Below are 14,904 nucleotides of genomic sequence, written 5' to 3'. Positions count from 1 at the left end.
TGCGGCCGGCCGACGCAGGCGGCCGACGGTGATCGCCAGTCGGCAATCTACGTCGCCCCTACGCCCAGTCGAAGCGAAGCCTATTTTGCGCTCTCGTCGGCTTTGCGCAGAAATTAAGACAAATCGGCCGGCGTCGGCACGCTGGTCTCGCTGCTGCTGCCCTACATGGTGTGGATATTCGTGCTGTGGACCGCCCTGTTCGCCGCCTGGAAGGCCCTCGGCCTGCCATGGGGGCTGTGACGGGGAGCTTGGGAGTTGCCTGGCCGTAGCGCCTGTCCGGCCAAAAGCATTTTCGAATAAAAATGCGCCAGTTCTTCGGAACCATTTCCGTATCGAAATATTAGGTCATTCGTTACTGACCTTTTTGAACAGAAACACTTGGAGAGTCACGCCATGACGATCAAGTTGCTCTCGATCGCTGCGATCGCAGCCTGCCTCGCAACGGGCGCCTATGCCCAGACCGGCACCGAAGCCGACCAGACCGCCACAAGCGGCCGCGACGTACAGAACCCCGAAGTCGTCGGGTCGATGTACGGCGACAAGGAGATGACTCAGACGCGCTCAAAGGACGAGATGAAGGCAGAGTGGGACAAGCTCTCCGCCGAACATCGCACCAAGATCAAGGGCGAATGCGCCAATCCGCAAAATGATCGCGAAAAGGACTTCTGCGACAAGATCGCCGATTTCGAATGATTGCCGCAGCGGTGGTGGCCGGAGGGTCGCCGCCGCGTTTTTTCCACCGGCAGGCGATTTTTCGCGCGAAGCAACTCCCCTCGCCCGCCGCGACCTCATCTCCCCCTTACCAGCCGCGCGTTGCGATACCCTGCCGTGGAAACTTATCGCGACCGCGCATTGTCGCGCGGGGCCGGCATACTACATGCTCAGAAGGGCCCGAAGGAAAAACCGCCCGCCAGAGAGGGCGCAACGGCCGGAGGAGCAAATGAAAGATCCATCACGCGAAACCGAACCGGATGAAGAACAGATTTACGAGGAGCGCGAAGCTGTCGCGATCTTCGACGACGAGACCTCGCTGAACGCCGCCGTGGACGAACTGATGCGGGCGGGAATCCGCGAGGAAGACCTGAGCCTGCTCGCCGATGTGAAAACCCTGCCGCCAGAAGGCGCCTCGGGGCTCGAAGACAGGGATTTCGTTGTGCATGCGGACTATGTGTCGCCCGATTCACGCACGGAAGGAATGGCCGCGCTGGTGGGCGTGCCGCTCTATGTGGCCGGCGCCGGCGTGGCCGCCGTGGTGGCGACCGGCGGCGCGGCCCTGATCCCCACGATCGCCGTGGTTGCCGGCAGTGGGCTGGCGGCCGGCGCCGTCGGGCTCGTCCTTGCGCGCGTCTTCGGACATCAGCATGCGAAACGCGTCCAGCAGCAGATCGCAAAGGGCGGCTTGCTGTTATGGGTGCGCGTGCTCGACGACACGCGCGACGCCGCCGTGCTGGACATATTGCGCAACAGCGGCGGCCGCGATGTTCACCTTCATGTCGTGCGCCGCAGCTGGAGCGCCGCCGATATTCCGATGCATGAGGCGCAGCCCGACCCGTTGCTGAAGCTTTGAAGAAGAAGGCGGCCGCATATCAGGCGGCCGCCTTTCAAGTTCCGCTGCAGTGGCGATCACCAGAGATCATAGCGCAGGCCGACCCTGACCTGATGGTAGTCGACGCCCTTGCGGATCGTGAGCGAGTCGGTGTCGAGATATTCCATCTTCGGCGAACTCAGATAACGATAGCCGAGATCGACCGAGGTGTTCGGCGTGAAGCGGTAGCTCAGGCCGGCATTGAGCGCATAGGCGAAGCGATACTGCTTGTCGCTGCCGCCGCCCGCAATGCCAAGATCGGGCAGGTCGAAATCCAGCTTGGCGCGCGAATACATGACGCCGACGCCCGCGCCGACATAGGGTGTCAGGCCGGCGACCGTGCCGAGATCGACATAGCCGTTGGCCAGACCGCTCCAGACGTGGTTCTTGGCCGCGATCCGGTTGACCCCGTCATCATATCCGTATTTGTCGCTGCCGACGAAGCCCATGGTGAGGTCGCCGCGCAGATAGTCGGTGAAGTGATAACCGAAACCGACGTCGCCGCCGAAGCGGGTGTTGTCGGTGTCCTCACCCAGAAAGGTGAATTTGTAGGCAGGACGGTTGGCGTTGTAATTCACGTCGCCACGCAGATACCAGCCGGAACCGACTTCGACCGGGACATATTCCGGTCCTTCGTCAACGATAATCGGCGGTTCGTAGTCGGCGGCCATTGCCGGCCCCGCATGCCAGACAGCCGCTACGGCAAGCGGCAGGAAAATTCGCGATTGCAGCCTCATGATCCCAAACTCCCAAGCACCATTCGGCCTGCATTGTTAACCATAACGGTTAAGTCGGGGTTAAGCATAACGACGCGTGAAGCGCCGGACGGCAGAATGCAAAAAGGCCCCGCCGAAGCAGGGCCTTGCTGAGATGAAGCGCGCGGAGCGGTTCAGTTGAACGCGTAGCGGATGCCGAGCTTGAGGTCGTGCGAGGTCAGCTTGTGGAACTCGAAACCCTTGTTCGGCACGTCGTATGCCGGATCGTCGTTGCGCAGCGGCCCGGTGCGGGCATCGCCCAGGTTCACGAAGCTGTAGCCCAGATCGATCGTCATGCGGTCGGTGGCCTTGATGCCGAGGCCGGCATGCAGCGCCCAGGCAAAATTCCATTTGGAATCGGAATCGGCCGAGGCCGCGCCGCCATTGAGGACGTTGATGTCGCGGAACTGCGAGATCGTGTTGCGCGATGCACCTATGCCGGCGCCGACATAGGGAACGATGGGGCCGAAATCGCCGAGATCGACATAGCCGTTGGCCAGAACCAGCCATTCCGACTTCCGCGCGCGGTAATCGTTGGTATAGGGCGCCGAATTGGCGAACCGCACCCAATCGACCGCGTTGAAGTCGGCCTTGCCGCGATATTCGGCGGTCACATCGGCGCGGATCCAGTCGTTGAACTGATAACCGACACCGCCGCCGAACAGCGGCGAGGACCCGAAGCCGCCCTCATCGTGCCAGCCGCGCTCGACGATGTTGGGATCGTTATAGAGATCGGTGCGCAGATCGCCCAGGCGCTGGTTGGTCATGCCGAGGAAACCACGGATGTACCAGCCGCCAACGACCGGCACCACCACCACCGGCTCTTCCGGCACATACAGGTCCGCCGACATGGCGGGGACGGATGCACTTGCAATCAAGAGCGCGGCAAGGGCCGGCCTGAGTATATTCCGCATATTCATTACCCCCTGCGAAATCCCCACCCACAACGGGGAAAACTAAATTTGCATGGATAATGAAGTGAAAAGGTTAAGCGGTGTTTAACTACGTTTGTTGAGTATTTTAGCTGTTCGTACAGGACTCGGCGTAGACCTGAACTGCAAGAAGCAGCCGGATACTGCGTCTTCTCTTCCCGCACGCCGGCAAAAAAGAAACCCGGCCGGAGCCGGGTTTCGATTGCGTGATCGGGATATGGCCTGGCCACCGCGCTATTCGTCGCCAAACAGCGATTTATGCGCCACTCCCGCAATGATGGCGCCGACGATGGGAGCGACCCAGAACAGCCAGAGCTGCTGCAAGGCCCAGCCGCCGACGAAAAGCGCCGGGCCGGTGGAGCGCGCCGGGTTGACCGAAGTGTTGGTCACCGGGATCGCGATCAGATGGATCAGCGTCAGCGTCAGGCCGATGGCGATGCCGGCAAAACCGGCGGGCGCGTGGCCGCTCGTGGCGCCGAGAATGACCATCACGAAGATGAAGGTCAGCACGATCTCGACCAGCAGGGCCGAACTCAGCGGATAGCCGCCGGGCGAGTGCTCGCCGTAACCATTGGCGGCAAAGCCATTGGCCAGGGTGAAGTCGGCCTTGCCGCTGGCAATGAAATACAGGATCGTCGACGCAATGATCGCACCGATAAGCTGCACGACCACATAGGGAACGAGATCGCGCGCGGGCAAACGGCCAGCCACTGTGAGCCCCACCGAAACAGCGGGATTGAAATGGCCGCCGGAAATGCCGCCGACCGCATAGACCATGGTCAAAACCGTCAAACCGAACGCCAGTGCAACGCCAAGAAAACCAATGCCGAGATCGGGAAACGCAGCGGCGAAAACGGCGCTGCCGCAACCGCCGAACACCAGCCAGAAGGTGCCGAGCAATTCGGCCAGCAGACGTTTAGTCATGGGATGACCCTCCTTATACCAACGCATAAAAGGAGTCATGAAATCTGACCGAAGACAACGGATTACGTAACGTCAACCTCGGGCGCCGCGCGATTGTCACAAGTATTTCCATTATACCGGCGCCCGGCTGAGCTTCGGCGGACGCCTGTCTCGAAATGAAGCAAAAACATTAACACTGGCTAAATTTCCAATGACTGATGAAGGTCTGTCATCCTGCCGCTTTGTGGTCGGCTGAGGCGTTTCCATCAAGATGTAGCGATGAACAAACCGGGAAATAGACAGCATCAGTGATTCGTCGCTGATTCGTTCCGGCTTTGGTCGAAATGTTAAGCGATGGCGTTCCGTTGGCGGCAACGGCGTTCATGCGGGCTTAAACTTCATCGACAAGGTCTTTCCGCCACGCAAGGCTACGGATCACCGGTAAGGCACGCGCGGCAAAAGTTAACGCGCGCCGCCAAAAGACGGCAAAAGAACAAACATGCGGCTCTGCATCTGGCCGGCCGGCACCTCGTCAAGCCCTATATATTGATTGAACAAACCAAGAACCGGCTACAATCAGCGATTCGTCGCCGATTCGTTCCGGCTTTGGACAGGTAGTTAACCCGGCTTTGGGCAGTCGCTCTGGGAAACATTTTAATTCCTTATATTACAATGACTTAACAAAAAATTTGACTCGCGCTCGACGGTAACGGGAGAAAGGTTAACGCTGGCTGGCAAGATTCCCGCTTCGGAAACATTAGCGATTCACCATGTAGGGTGAGTCGGAGGTGCAAAATCTATATATAGGGGTGAACAAAAGCTGAATCCGAAAGAGTCAGCGATTCGTCGCCGATTCGTTCCAGACTCGTTCCAGCCGTTAATTTGACGCAGATTTGGGCTTTTGTTTCCGGCTGCAAGCCCCTATCTGTCGAGGCAAAGTCACCGGACCATGAGGTCACCGCCCGCGCCCGCAGAAAGCTCTCTCCCGCTCCGGCGGATGCCTGCGAATTCCGAGCCAGAAAGGCCGCCCTGCTTCCGATGAACATTCACCCGAAACAGCTTGCCCCGCTCATCTTGTCTGGGCGCGATGTGACGGCCGTGCTGGGGCCGACCAACACCGGCAAGACGCATCTGGCGATCGAGCGCATGGTGGCGCATGAAAGCGGCGTCATCGGCCTGCCGCTCAGGCTTTTGGCGCGCGAGGTCTATGGCCGCGTCTGCGAGAAGGTCGGCGCCCACAATGTGGCACTCGTCACCGGCGAGGAGAAGATCATCCCGCCCAGGGCGCGCTATTCGGTCTGCACCGTGGAAGCGATGCCGCGCGAAACCGATGCCGCCTTCGTGGCAATCGACGAGGTGCAGCTTGCCGGCGACCTGGAGCGCGGCCACATCTTCACCGACCGCATCCTGCATCTGCGCGGCCGACAGGAGACGCTGCTGCTGGGTGCCTCCACCATGCGAGGCATACTGGAAAAGCTGCTGCGCGGCATTTCGGTGGTGACGCGGCCGCGCCTGTCGCATCTGGCCTATGCCGGTTCCAAGAAGCTCACGCGGCTGCCGCGCCGCTCGGCCATCGTCGCCTTTTCTGCCGACGAGGTCTACGCCATCGCCGAACTCATCCGCCGCCAGCGCGGCGGGGCCGCCGTGGTGCTGGGCGCGCTCAGCCCGCGCACGCGCAATGCGCAGGTGGCGCTCTACCAGTCGGGCGATGTCGACTATCTTGTGGCCACCGACGCCATCGGCATGGGCCTCAATCTCGATGTCGACCACGTCGCTTTCGCGCAGAACCGCAAGTTCGACGGCTTCCAGTTCCGCGACCTCAACCCCGCCGAACTCGGCCAGATCGCCGGTCGCGCCGGTCGCCATATGCGCGACGGCACGTTCGGCGTCACCGGCCAGGTCGATCCTTTCCCCGAGGAACTGATCGAGAAGATCGAGGCGCATGACTTCGATCCGGTGAAGGTGCTGCAATGGCGCACCGCGCAGTTCGACTTTTCCAGCCTCGATGCGCTGAAGCACTCCATCGAGGCGGTCGCGCCGGTCGAGGGTCTGACCCGCGCCTTGCCGGCAGTGGACGCTCAGGCGCTGGAGCAGCTTTCGCGCGACGGCGACATCCGACGCCGCGTCACCGGCCGCGACCGCGTCGCGCTGTTGTGGGATGTCTGCGCGCTGCCGGACTATCGCCGCATCGCGCCCGCCCAGCATGCCGACCTTGTCGCCTCCATCTTCACGGACATTGCCGACCATGGCCATGTCGATGAAAACTACATGGCCGAGCAGGTGCGCCGGGCCGACATGGTGGAAGGCGACATCGACACGCTTTCGCACCGCATTGCCCAGATTCGCACCTGGACCTATGTGTCCAACCGTCCTGGCTGGTTGGCCGATCCGCTACATTGGCAAGAAAAGACACGGGAAATCGAAGACAGATTGTCGGATGCGCTGCATGAGCGGTTGACGAAACGCTTCGTAGACCGCAGGACTTCCGTCCTCATGCGCCGCCTTAGAGAAAATACGATGCTAGAAGCCGAAATCAGCTCAACCGGAACGGTCCTCGTCGAAGGCCATCACGTCGGGGAACTTCAAGGGTTCCGTTTCACCGCCGACCAGAGTGCCGGAGGCGAGGACGCCAAGGCCGTCCGCGCGGCCGCACAGAAAGCGCTCGGCGTCGAGTTCGAGGCCCGCGCGGAACGCTTCGCGCTGTGCCCGAACGGCGACCTCGCGCTGGGCTCGGACGGTGTGCTGCGCTGGATCGGCGCACCTATCGGAACGCTGGCCGCGACGGAAGACGCGCTGCGCCCGCGCGTCATCCTGCTGGCCGACGATCAGCTCACCGGACCGGCCCGCGACAAGGTGGCCGTCCGCGCCGAGCGTTTCGTCAATTTCCAGATCGACACGCTGCTCAAGCCGCTGACCGACCTGAAGAGCGCCGACCAGCTCACCGGCATCGCCCGCGGCATCGCCTTCCAGCTCGTCGAGAATTTCGGCCTCATCAACCGGCGCGACATTGCCGAGGACGTCAAGACGCTCGACCAGGAAGGCCGCGCCAGCCTGCGCCGGCTGGGCGTGCGCTTCGGCGCCTACCACATTTTCGTGCCCGCGCTGCTGAAGCCCGGCCCGGCCGGGCTCATCACGCTGCTGTGGGCGCTTAAGAACGACGGCAAGGACAAGCCCGGCTTCGGCGACGTGGTGCATGCGCTGTCTGCCGGCCGCACCTCCGTGGTGGTCGATCCGGCCTTTGACCGCGCCTTCTACAAGCTCGCCGGCTTCCGCATGCTCGGCCGCCGCGCCGTGCGCGTGGACATTCTCGAGCGGCTCGCCGACCTGATCCGCCCGGCACTGGCCTGGAAGGCCGGCACCGGCCCGCGCCCGGATGGCGCCTATGACGGCAGCACCTTCCTGGTGACGCCGGCGATGATGTCGATCCTCGGCGCCACCGCCGACGACATGGAAGAAATCCTGAAGGGTCTTGGCTACCGCGCCGACGCCAAGCCGGCGGCCGACGTGAAGGCGCGGCTGGAGGCTCTCGACGAGGCCGCCCGCCAGGCCGCCGCGAAGGCGGCAGCGGACAAGGCCGCCGCCGAGGCTGCGACGAACGAGGCGGCCACGGGCGAAACGGCATCACCCGCCGGCGACGAGGCAGCGGCCAGCGAGGAAGCCGGCGCTGCTGACACGGTTGCCGCCGACACAACGGAAGCCGCGCCGGCCGTGGCTGACGCACCGGTGGCGGCCGCACCGGAGCAGGCGACGGACGTGTCCGCTCCCGCGACGGACGATGCCGCCGAAGTCGAAGCTCCTGCGGTTCAGGCCGAGGCCGCTCCTCAGGCGGAGGGCGGCGAGAGTGCCGAGGAGCCCAAGCCGATCCTGCTGTGGCACCCTGTCCGCTTCGACCATCGCCCGCGCCACCGGCATGACAACCGCCAGCGCAACGCGCAGGCACGCGGCGATCAGCCGAACCGTCGCGGCGACGGCCAGCGCCACGAGCAGGCGGGCGGCAAGGAGCGGTTCGAGCGCAAGTTCAAGGGTAAGCCCGGCGGCAAGCCGAACGGCGAAGGCCGTCCCGACCGGCGCGACGACCGCGGCGGCAAGGGCGGTTTCCAGGGCAAGCCACGCGAGGAGCGCCCGGCGCGCATCGATCCGGACTCGCCCTTCGCCAAGCTCGCCGCGCTGCGCGACCAGCTCAAGAAGTAGACGCGGACGCGATGCCTGCCGAAGGTCGTCAGCGCATCGACAAATGGCTGTTCTTCTCGCGCGCGGTGAAATCGCGTTCGCTGGGTGCGAAACTCGCCCAGCTCGGCCGCGTGCGCATCAATGGCGAGAAGACGAGCCAGGCCGCAGATTCCATTAAGCCAGGCGATATTCTGACGATCACGCTCGACCGGCGCATCCTCGTCTACAAGGTGCTTGCGCCCGGCACCCGGCGCGGGCCGGCCGAGGAAGCGCGCCTGCTCTACGAAGACCTGTCGCCAGAGCCCGCGCCGCGCGATCCCGCCCTTCCCGACGCACTGGTGCCAGTGCGCGAGGCGGGCAGCGGGCGTCCCACCAAGCGGCAGCGCCGCGAAACCGACCGGCTGCGCGACCGCTAGCTCCCTGCGCTGAGGACAGCCGTGGAATGGCATTCCACGACAGGACCGATCTGCGACATAGCTGCCCTTGTCAGGCCTTCGCAAAGCGGATACCTCACCCCATATATTTCAGGAGTGGATAGAGTCCCGGAGCAGCATCATGACCTATGTCGTGACCGACAATTGCATCAAATGCAAATACATGGATTGCGTCGAGGTCTGTCCGGTCGACTGTTTCTATGAAGGCGAGAACATGCTCGTCATCCACCCCGACGAATGCATCGACTGCGGGGTGTGCGAGCCCGAGTGCCCCGCCGACGCGATCAAGCCCGACACCGAGCCGGGGCTGGAAAAGTGGCTGGAAGTCAACAACGACTACGCTTCCAAGTGGCCGAACATAACATCCAAGAAGGATGCGCCGGCCGACGCCAAGGAATTCGACGGTATCGAAGGAAAATTCGAGAAGTACTTCTCGCCCGAACCTGGCGAAGGCGACTGATCGTTTCAGGCCGGGACAGGCTTGCCAAGACCGGCGAGCACATTACATCTTCGGTGCGGCGTGGCGACACGCATACGCACGCGAATCTTCGCGTATGCAGCAAAACCTTGATTCTTTCAACTTTTTGTGGTATCCCTACCACAACATGCCGCTGACACGCTGTCGATTTATGGCGCAACGCCCTAATCACTGAAAGGTGAACACAACTTCGGACCAAGGCGACTTGGGCCGAGCAAACATCATGCTTGTTTGCCGGTCCCGGGCTTTTCCGGAGAATGTTTTCCTGTTGTCTGCGGCTCTGTTTGGCCGTCTGGCCGTCCAACGGGTCTGCCGGCTTTCCAGCCGGCGTCATAGAAGGAGTTCAGGGCGTAATGGCAACCGCAACCACGCAGAAGAAATCCGCAGGCCGCCACGGTTTCAAAACCGGCGAATACATTGTCTATCCGGCACATGGCGTCGGCCAGATCATGGCCATCGATGAGCAGGAAGTGGCGGGCCACAAGCTGGAGCTCTTCGTCATCGACTTCCAGAAGGACAAGATGCGCCTGAAGGTACCGGTCGCCAAGGCGACGTCCATCGGCATGCGCAAGCTGTCCGAGACGGACTATGTCGAGCGTGCGCTGAAGGTGCTGCAGGGCCGCGCCCGCGTGAAGCGCACCATGTGGTCGCGCCGCGCGCAGGAATATGACGCGAAGATCAATTCCGGCGACCTGATCTCCATCTCCGAAGTGGTGCGCGATCTCTACCGCGCCGAAAACCAGCCGGAGCAGTCCTATTCCGAGCGCCAGCTCTACGAAGCCGCGCTCGACCGCATGGCCCGCGAGATCGCGGCCGTCAACCGCCTCTCGGAAACCGAGGCGGTGCGCATGATCGAAGCCAACCTTGCCAAGGGCCCCAAGCGTGGCGCCAAGGCCGAGGCCGACAACGAAGAGACCGAGCAGGAAGAAGCCGCATAAGCCGCTTCATCCGCGCTACGACAAAAACCCGGCGGCGACGCCGGGTTTTTTTATTGCCTGCGAGATAGCCGGCTGACCCATGCGCCGGCATTTCGCAGCCGGCTTGCTCCCCCGCGCCGCAAGCGCCTACAATCGACCCGGCAACAGCAAGGGAGCCCACCATGGACGAGGAAGTCTTCAACATGTCGATCCGCAAGTTCCTGAAGCAGGTGGGTGTCACCTCCCAGCGCGCGATCGAAACCGCCGTACGTGACGGCAAGGTGAAAGGCGACACGCTGCATGTGCGCATGACGCTGACGGCCGAGGACGCCGATCTCGATCACGTGGTCGAAGGCGAAATCAAGCTCGGCTGAACCCACGGGCACGTGCGCTCAAAACCATTCCGGCTTCATCGTCAGCGCGGTGTCGTCGAGACTGTCCAGCAGCGTCCGCGCGGTTCTGGCGCGGGGCAGTTCATAGAGGAAATAATAGCGGCAGGCGGCAAGCTTGCCGTCGATGAGATCGCCATCCGATGAGTCGGTGGCGCGCTTGCGCAGCGCCGCCATGGCCTGACGCAACCACATCCAGGCAATCACCACGTCGCCCAGCATGTCGAGATAGAGCGTGGCATTGGCAAGTCCCCGCCGCGGGTCGGAACCGACGGTGCCGCCAAGCCTGCCGGTGGTGGCCACCGCCTCGGCCAGATGCGCGGCAAGGTCCTCCGCATGGCCGGCAAGCTCGGGATGGGCGTGGGCCAGCGTGACATCGGCCATGATGCGGGCGGCCAGCACCTTCATGCCGGTGCCGTTTTCCTGCATCACCTTGCGCCCCAGCAGATCGATGCCGTGAACGCCATGCGTGCCCTCGCGGATCGCGTTCAGCCGGTTGTCGCGATAGAGACGCTCGACCGGATAGTCTCGCGTATAGCCATAACCGCCGAGGATCTGGAGCGCGTGGCTGTTCGCCTCGCAGCAATATTTCGCCGACCACGACTTGGCGATCGGGGTGAGAAGATCGAGCAGCAGCCGGCTGTCATGGCTGGCTTCGGCGTTGGGTGCAGCCCTGGTGGCATCCACCAGAAAGGCGGCATAGAGGATCAGCGCCAGCGCGCCCTCCACCGCGGCCTTCTGCGCCAGCAGCATGCGCCGCACGTCGGCATGTTCGATGATCGGCACCGGCGGGCCGTCCGGATTCCAGTTGCCCGGCAGATGGCCCTGCATCCGCTCGTCCGCATAGCGCAACGCGGCACGATAGCCCGCGGCCCCCAGCGCCGCCGCCTCCAGCCCGACGCCAAGCCGCATCTCATTGGCGGTTTGCAGGAGTTGGGCCAGCCCGTTGTCGAGCTTGCCCAGAAGATAGCCGCGACATGGCTCGTCCTCGCCGAAATTCAGCACGGCGTTGGGAATCCCGCGATAGCCCATCGTGTGGTTCAGGCCTGCCAGCGCTACGCCATTGCGTTCGCCCTGCGCATGCTCTTCACCGACAAGGAATTTCGGCACGATGAACAGCGATGTTCCAAGCGGCCCCGCAGGGCTGTCGGGCACCTTTGCCAGCACCAGATGGACGATGTTCTCGCAGATGTCATGGTCGCCGCCGGCCACCCACATCTTGTTGCCGGAAATGCTGTAGCTGCCATCCTCGTTCTGCCCGGCTCTGGTGACGATGTCGCCAAGCGATGACCCCGCCTGAGATTCCGTCAGGCATAGCGTGCCGAAGAAGCGTCCCGTCACCATCGGCCGCAGGAAGCGCTCCTTCTGCTCCCCCGTACCGAAGGCGGCGATCAGGCTTGCCGCATCGAAGGTCAGCAGCGGATAGGCCGCGGTCGAGGCATTGGCCATGGAAAAGATGAAGCTGGCGGCGGCGCGCAACGTGCCCGGCATCTGCGTCCCGCCCCATTCCCTGTCGAAACCCGCGCTGAAGAAACCCGCCTCGCGATAGACCGCAAGGGCAGCTCCCACGCGGTCGTCCAGCGCCACCTTGCCGCCCTCGAAGCGCGGTGCGTCGAGGTCAAGCGCGGCCGCGTGCGGCAGGAAATGCTCCCTGGCGATGCGCTCCGCGGTGTCCAGCACCTCGTCCATCGCCGTGCGGTCGTAATCGGCGAAACGGGGCAGTGTCGCCAGACTGGCGGTCGGCAGGGCTTCGAAAAGCTGGAAGGCGAGCTCGGCGCGATCGACGGATATCATGGAACATTCCTTCGGGCTGGGCGTTGCAAAGCTTGTAGGGCGGTTGGTTGTGACTTCAATCCCCGAGCCCGCCAGCTCGGTACGGTAAGACGTAATTGCGCCGGGAGTTTGGGAGCGCGCAGGATGACTGAAGACAAGGCAAGGCGAACGATGATCCGGGCGGCCATGAAGGCGCCCTATCTGGAGAGAGGCGAGGAGCACGAGTTGGCCCTTCGCTGGAAAGAACACAACGATCAGGCAGCAATGCATCGCATCACCACCGCGCATATGCGGCTGGTGATTTCGATGGCGACGAAGTTCCGGTATTTCGGTCTGCCCATGGGCGACCTGATACAGGAAGGCCATGTCGGCCTGCTGGAAGCCGCGGCGCGTTTCGAACCCGGCCGCGACGTGCGCTTCTCCACCTATGCGACCTGGTGGATCCGCGCCTCCATGCAGGACTACATCCTCAAGAACTGGTCGATCGTGCGCGGCGGCACGAGTTCGGCGCAGAAAGCGCTGTTCTTCAACCTGCGTCGCCTGCGCGCGCGGCTTGCGCGTGGGCAGGAAGTGACTTCCAGCAGCGCGCTCTACAAGGAAATATCCGAAGCCCTCGGTGTTTCGGAAGCCGATGTGGCGATGATGGATGCCCGCCTTTCCAGCCCCGATGCCTCGCTCAACGCACCGCTGATAGACGACAGCGGCGGCTCGGCCGACCGCATGGACTTCCTGATCTCGGAGGACCCGTTACCGGACGAGGTGGTGGGAGAGGCGATCGACATCGAGCGTCGCTCCGACTGGCTGAAGAAGGCGCTGGGCGTGCTCAACGAGCGCGAGCTGCGCATCATCGAGGAGCGCCGGCTGCAGGACGAAGGCGCCACGCTGGAGGCGCTGGGCGAGACGCTCGGCATTTCCAAGGAGCGTGTGCGCCAGATCGAAAGCCGCGCGCTGGAGAAGCTGAAAACCGCGCTGGTGAAGGAAAGCCCGGCCTTCCTTTCGGCCTGACGGTTTTTCTTCGCAGACCTTTCAAAGCAGCGGCGCCCCGGTTTTGCCGGGGCGTCTTTTTGCATGTTACCGGTCGGTGACGATCTTGACCTTGTCGCCGGCCGAAACCGTCGCGCCCGGCGCAAGGCCGTTCAGCACACGGAACAGGTCAAGCTTGCGGTCCACGCCTACCATCATGGCCGAGAGCGTGCCGATGTTCTGGCCCGGCCGCACGGTCACGACACGAATGCGCAGAGGCTTCAGCGCTGCCTTCTCCGCCGGCGTCAGCACGCGGAAGCTGTCGCTCACCGAGCGCGAAACCTGCGCCAGCGAGGTGCTGGCCAGGGGGGCCGCCGTCAGCAGGCGATAAACCTGGTCTCCGGCGCGGATGACGGTGATGCCGAACTGCCAGCCATCGGCGCGCGCGGTGGCGGTAGCGGCCTCATTGCCGTTGACGGTTTCGGCCCGCACGCTGTTGGCGTCGAGGCCTGCCACCCAGCCGCTGCGCAGATAATCGGGCAGCGAGGTCTTGCGGTCGAGGCTCACGCCATCGAAGCGGATCGCCATGTCGCCCGGACCGGTGGCGGTGACGGCGGCGGCGGTGTTGTCGATGACGAAGCCTGTCGGCACCGAGAAGGAGATGCCGAGGCGTGGATGCAGGAAGGTCGTGCCACGCACATAGCCTTCGTCGGGCGTGTCGCCATAAAGCATGCCATCGATGCCGGCGAGGAAGGAATCGCGGTCGCGCAGGCCGGTTCCGGGCACGCCGACAAGGCGGGCATGGCGCTGCGCCAGTTCGATGCGCTGCGGCGTGTTGGGGTGGCTGGCAAGGAAATCGAGGCTCGGATCGGTCGCGCCCGACACCGAGCGGAAATCGCTGTAGGCGGCCATGGATTGCAGGAAGCGACCCGCCGCATAGGGATCGAACCCGGCCTGCCCGCTGGCCTTGATGCCGATGGCGTCGGCCTCCAGCTCCTGGTTGCGCGAAAACTGGGCGAGACGGAGCTTGCCGCGGATCAGGGCCACCTTGGCCGTGGGGCTTTCACCGAGCACATCGGTGACCACCTTGTTGGCCAGAACCTCTTCGGCTTCCTTCTGCTGGCGCTGGATGCCGTGATTGGCGGTCACATGGCCCATTTCATGCGCGATGACGGCGGCAAGCTCGGCCGAGTCGTTGGCGAGCGCCAGAAGGCCGCGCGTGACATAAAGATAACCGCCCGGCAGCGCGAAAGCATTGACGTTGGGCGAATTGAGGATGGTGATGCGGTAGGCCTGCGTCGGATTGCCCGACACCGTGGTCAGGTTGCCCACCACCTTGGCCACCATCCGCTCCAGCCTGGGATCCGAATATTCGCCGCCATAGGTCGCAAGAATGCGCGGATGCTGGCTCTTGGCCAGCTCGGCCATGCGGTCGTTGCGCGAGACATTGTCGACCGTGATCGGATTGTTGGAAGGCTGGAAGCCGGATTCCTTGATATCGGCGCCACTCAGCGCCTGACAGCCCGCCACCAGAGCGAGCAGGCCAACGGCTGCGGCGCGGCGCGCATGGACGCGCACCGGCGAGAGCAATTCTCCGGCAGGGAT

Annotated in this window: 13 protein-coding genes and 1 pseudogene; 9 read left to right on the top strand and 5 right to left on the bottom strand. The window is 63.4% G+C overall.

Annotation, left to right across the window (positions count from 1 at the left end):
• Nucleotides 1–83: 83 nt before the first annotated feature.
• The 3 genes and pseudogenes from C7441_RS21430 to C7441_RS21420 all read left to right on the top strand — a co-directional run.
• A pseudogene (locus C7441_RS21430) lies at nucleotides 84–240 on the top strand (AbgT family transporter); the annotation flags it as partial.
• Nucleotides 241–393: 153 nt separating this feature from the next.
• Complete coding sequence (locus C7441_RS21425; protein ID WP_109614597.1) at nucleotides 394–693, top strand: hypothetical protein; 300 nt, start codon at nucleotides 394–396, stop codon at nucleotides 691–693.
• 247 nt (nucleotides 694–940) lie between these two features.
• A complete protein-coding gene (locus C7441_RS21420) occupies nucleotides 941–1,567 on the top strand; it encodes a hypothetical protein (RefSeq protein WP_019172029.1) in 627 nt (208 codons plus the stop codon).
• A 56-nt stretch (nucleotides 1,568–1,623) separates the two neighbouring features.
• Here C7441_RS21420 and C7441_RS21415 read toward each other — a convergent pair whose 3' ends face one another.
• The 3 genes from C7441_RS21415 to aqpZ all read right to left on the bottom strand — a co-directional run bounded on the left by C7441_RS21415 (nucleotide 1,624) and on the right by aqpZ (nucleotide 4,196).
• A complete protein-coding gene (locus C7441_RS21415) occupies nucleotides 1,624–2,322 on the bottom strand; it encodes an outer membrane protein (protein WP_244916221.1) in 699 nt (232 codons plus the stop codon).
• A gap of 152 nt (nucleotides 2,323–2,474) precedes the next feature.
• Nucleotides 2,475–3,254, bottom strand: a complete 780-nt coding sequence (locus C7441_RS21410; protein ID WP_109614645.1) for an outer membrane protein — start codon at nucleotides 3,252–3,254, stop codon at nucleotides 2,475–2,477.
• A gap of 252 nt (nucleotides 3,255–3,506) precedes the next feature.
• A complete protein-coding gene (aqpZ, locus tag C7441_RS21405) occupies nucleotides 3,507–4,196 on the bottom strand; it encodes an aquaporin Z (RefSeq protein ID WP_109614596.1) in 690 nt (229 codons plus the stop codon).
• A gap of 1,017 nt (nucleotides 4,197–5,213) precedes the next feature.
• Between aqpZ and C7441_RS21400 the strand changes: the two genes are divergently transcribed.
• From C7441_RS21400 to C7441_RS21380, 5 genes are all read left to right on the top strand, one after another.
• Nucleotides 5,214–8,366, top strand: a complete 3,153-nt coding sequence (locus tag C7441_RS21400; protein ID WP_109614595.1) for a helicase-related protein — start codon at nucleotides 5,214–5,216, stop codon at nucleotides 8,364–8,366.
• Between the two features lie 11 nt (nucleotides 8,367–8,377).
• On the top strand, nucleotides 8,378–8,761 hold the full coding sequence (locus C7441_RS21395; RefSeq protein WP_109614594.1) for an RNA-binding S4 domain-containing protein: 384 nt from the start codon (nucleotides 8,378–8,380) through the stop codon (nucleotides 8,759–8,761).
• A gap of 139 nt (nucleotides 8,762–8,900) precedes the next feature.
• Nucleotides 8,901–9,239 (top strand): ferredoxin FdxA, encoded by a 339-nt coding sequence (gene fdxA, locus C7441_RS21390; RefSeq protein WP_019172035.1) that lies wholly within the window; start codon nucleotides 8,901–8,903, stop codon nucleotides 9,237–9,239.
• Nucleotides 9,240–9,610: 371 nt separating this feature from the next.
• Entirely contained in the window at nucleotides 9,611–10,195 is a 585-nt protein-coding gene (locus tag C7441_RS21385) for a CarD family transcriptional regulator (protein ID WP_019172036.1), read from the top strand.
• Between the two features lie 161 nt (nucleotides 10,196–10,356).
• On the top strand, nucleotides 10,357–10,548 hold the full coding sequence (locus C7441_RS21380; RefSeq protein WP_109614593.1) for a DUF6494 family protein: 192 nt from the start codon (nucleotides 10,357–10,359) through the stop codon (nucleotides 10,546–10,548).
• Nucleotides 10,549–10,566: 18 nt separating this feature from the next.
• On the opposite strand, the gene C7441_RS21375 is transcribed toward C7441_RS21380, so the two are convergent.
• Nucleotides 10,567–12,357 carry an acyl-CoA dehydrogenase family protein gene (locus C7441_RS21375; protein WP_109614592.1) on the bottom strand — a complete coding sequence of 597 codons (1,791 nt, stop codon included), beginning with the start codon at nucleotides 12,355–12,357 and terminating at the stop codon, nucleotides 10,567–10,569.
• A 123-nt stretch (nucleotides 12,358–12,480) separates the two neighbouring features.
• Here C7441_RS21375 and C7441_RS21370 point away from each other — a divergent pair, with 123 nt between their 5' ends.
• The gene (locus tag C7441_RS21370) at nucleotides 12,481–13,341 is read left to right on the top strand and encodes an RNA polymerase factor sigma-32 (RefSeq protein ID WP_026060367.1); all 861 of its coding nucleotides are present in this window, start codon (nucleotides 12,481–12,483) and stop codon (nucleotides 13,339–13,341) included.
• Nucleotides 13,342–13,407: 66 nt separating this feature from the next.
• Here the strand turns inward: C7441_RS21370 and C7441_RS21365 are convergent, their stop codons facing one another.
• Nucleotides 13,408–14,877 carry a M48 family metalloprotease gene (locus tag C7441_RS21365; protein WP_109614644.1) on the bottom strand — a complete coding sequence of 490 codons (1,470 nt, stop codon included), beginning with the start codon at nucleotides 14,875–14,877 and terminating at the stop codon, nucleotides 13,408–13,410.
• Nucleotides 14,878–14,904 lie beyond the last annotated feature (27 nt).

The sequence above is a fragment of the Pseudaminobacter salicylatoxidans genome (assembly GCF_003148475.1).
GTDB classification, from domain to species: domain Bacteria; phylum Pseudomonadota; class Alphaproteobacteria; order Rhizobiales; family Rhizobiaceae; genus Pseudaminobacter; species Pseudaminobacter salicylatoxidans.
This window is presented reverse-complemented; position numbering and strand designations above follow the sequence as displayed.

Excerpts from the sequence above, each read along its gene's own strand:
- C7441_RS21425 (WP_109614597.1), top strand. The coding sequence starts at position 394 with ATGACGATCAAGTTGCTCTCGATCGCTGCGATCGCAGCCTGCCTCGCA.
- C7441_RS21420 (WP_019172029.1), top strand. The coding sequence starts at position 941 with ATGAAAGATCCATCACGCGAAACCGAACCGGATGAAGAACAGATTTAC.
- C7441_RS21415 (WP_244916221.1), bottom strand. The coding sequence starts at position 2,322 with ATGAGGCTGCAATCGCGAATTTTCCTGCCGCTTGCCGTAGCGGCTGTC.
- C7441_RS21410 (WP_109614645.1), bottom strand. The coding sequence starts at position 3,254 with ATGCGGAATATACTCAGGCCGGCCCTTGCCGCGCTCTTGATTGCAAGT.
- aqpZ (WP_109614596.1), bottom strand. The coding sequence starts at position 4,196 with ATGACTAAACGTCTGCTGGCCGAATTGCTCGGCACCTTCTGGCTGGTG.
- C7441_RS21400 (WP_109614595.1), top strand. The coding sequence starts at position 5,214 with ATGAACATTCACCCGAAACAGCTTGCCCCGCTCATCTTGTCTGGGCGC.
- C7441_RS21395 (WP_109614594.1), top strand. The coding sequence starts at position 8,378 with ATGCCTGCCGAAGGTCGTCAGCGCATCGACAAATGGCTGTTCTTCTCG.
- fdxA (WP_019172035.1), top strand. The coding sequence starts at position 8,901 with ATGACCTATGTCGTGACCGACAATTGCATCAAATGCAAATACATGGAT.
- C7441_RS21385 (WP_019172036.1), top strand. The coding sequence starts at position 9,611 with ATGGCAACCGCAACCACGCAGAAGAAATCCGCAGGCCGCCACGGTTTC.
- C7441_RS21380 (WP_109614593.1), top strand. The coding sequence starts at position 10,357 with ATGGACGAGGAAGTCTTCAACATGTCGATCCGCAAGTTCCTGAAGCAG.
- C7441_RS21375 (WP_109614592.1), bottom strand. The coding sequence starts at position 12,357 with ATGATATCCGTCGATCGCGCCGAGCTCGCCTTCCAGCTTTTCGAAGCC.
- C7441_RS21370 (WP_026060367.1), top strand. The coding sequence starts at position 12,481 with ATGACTGAAGACAAGGCAAGGCGAACGATGATCCGGGCGGCCATGAAG.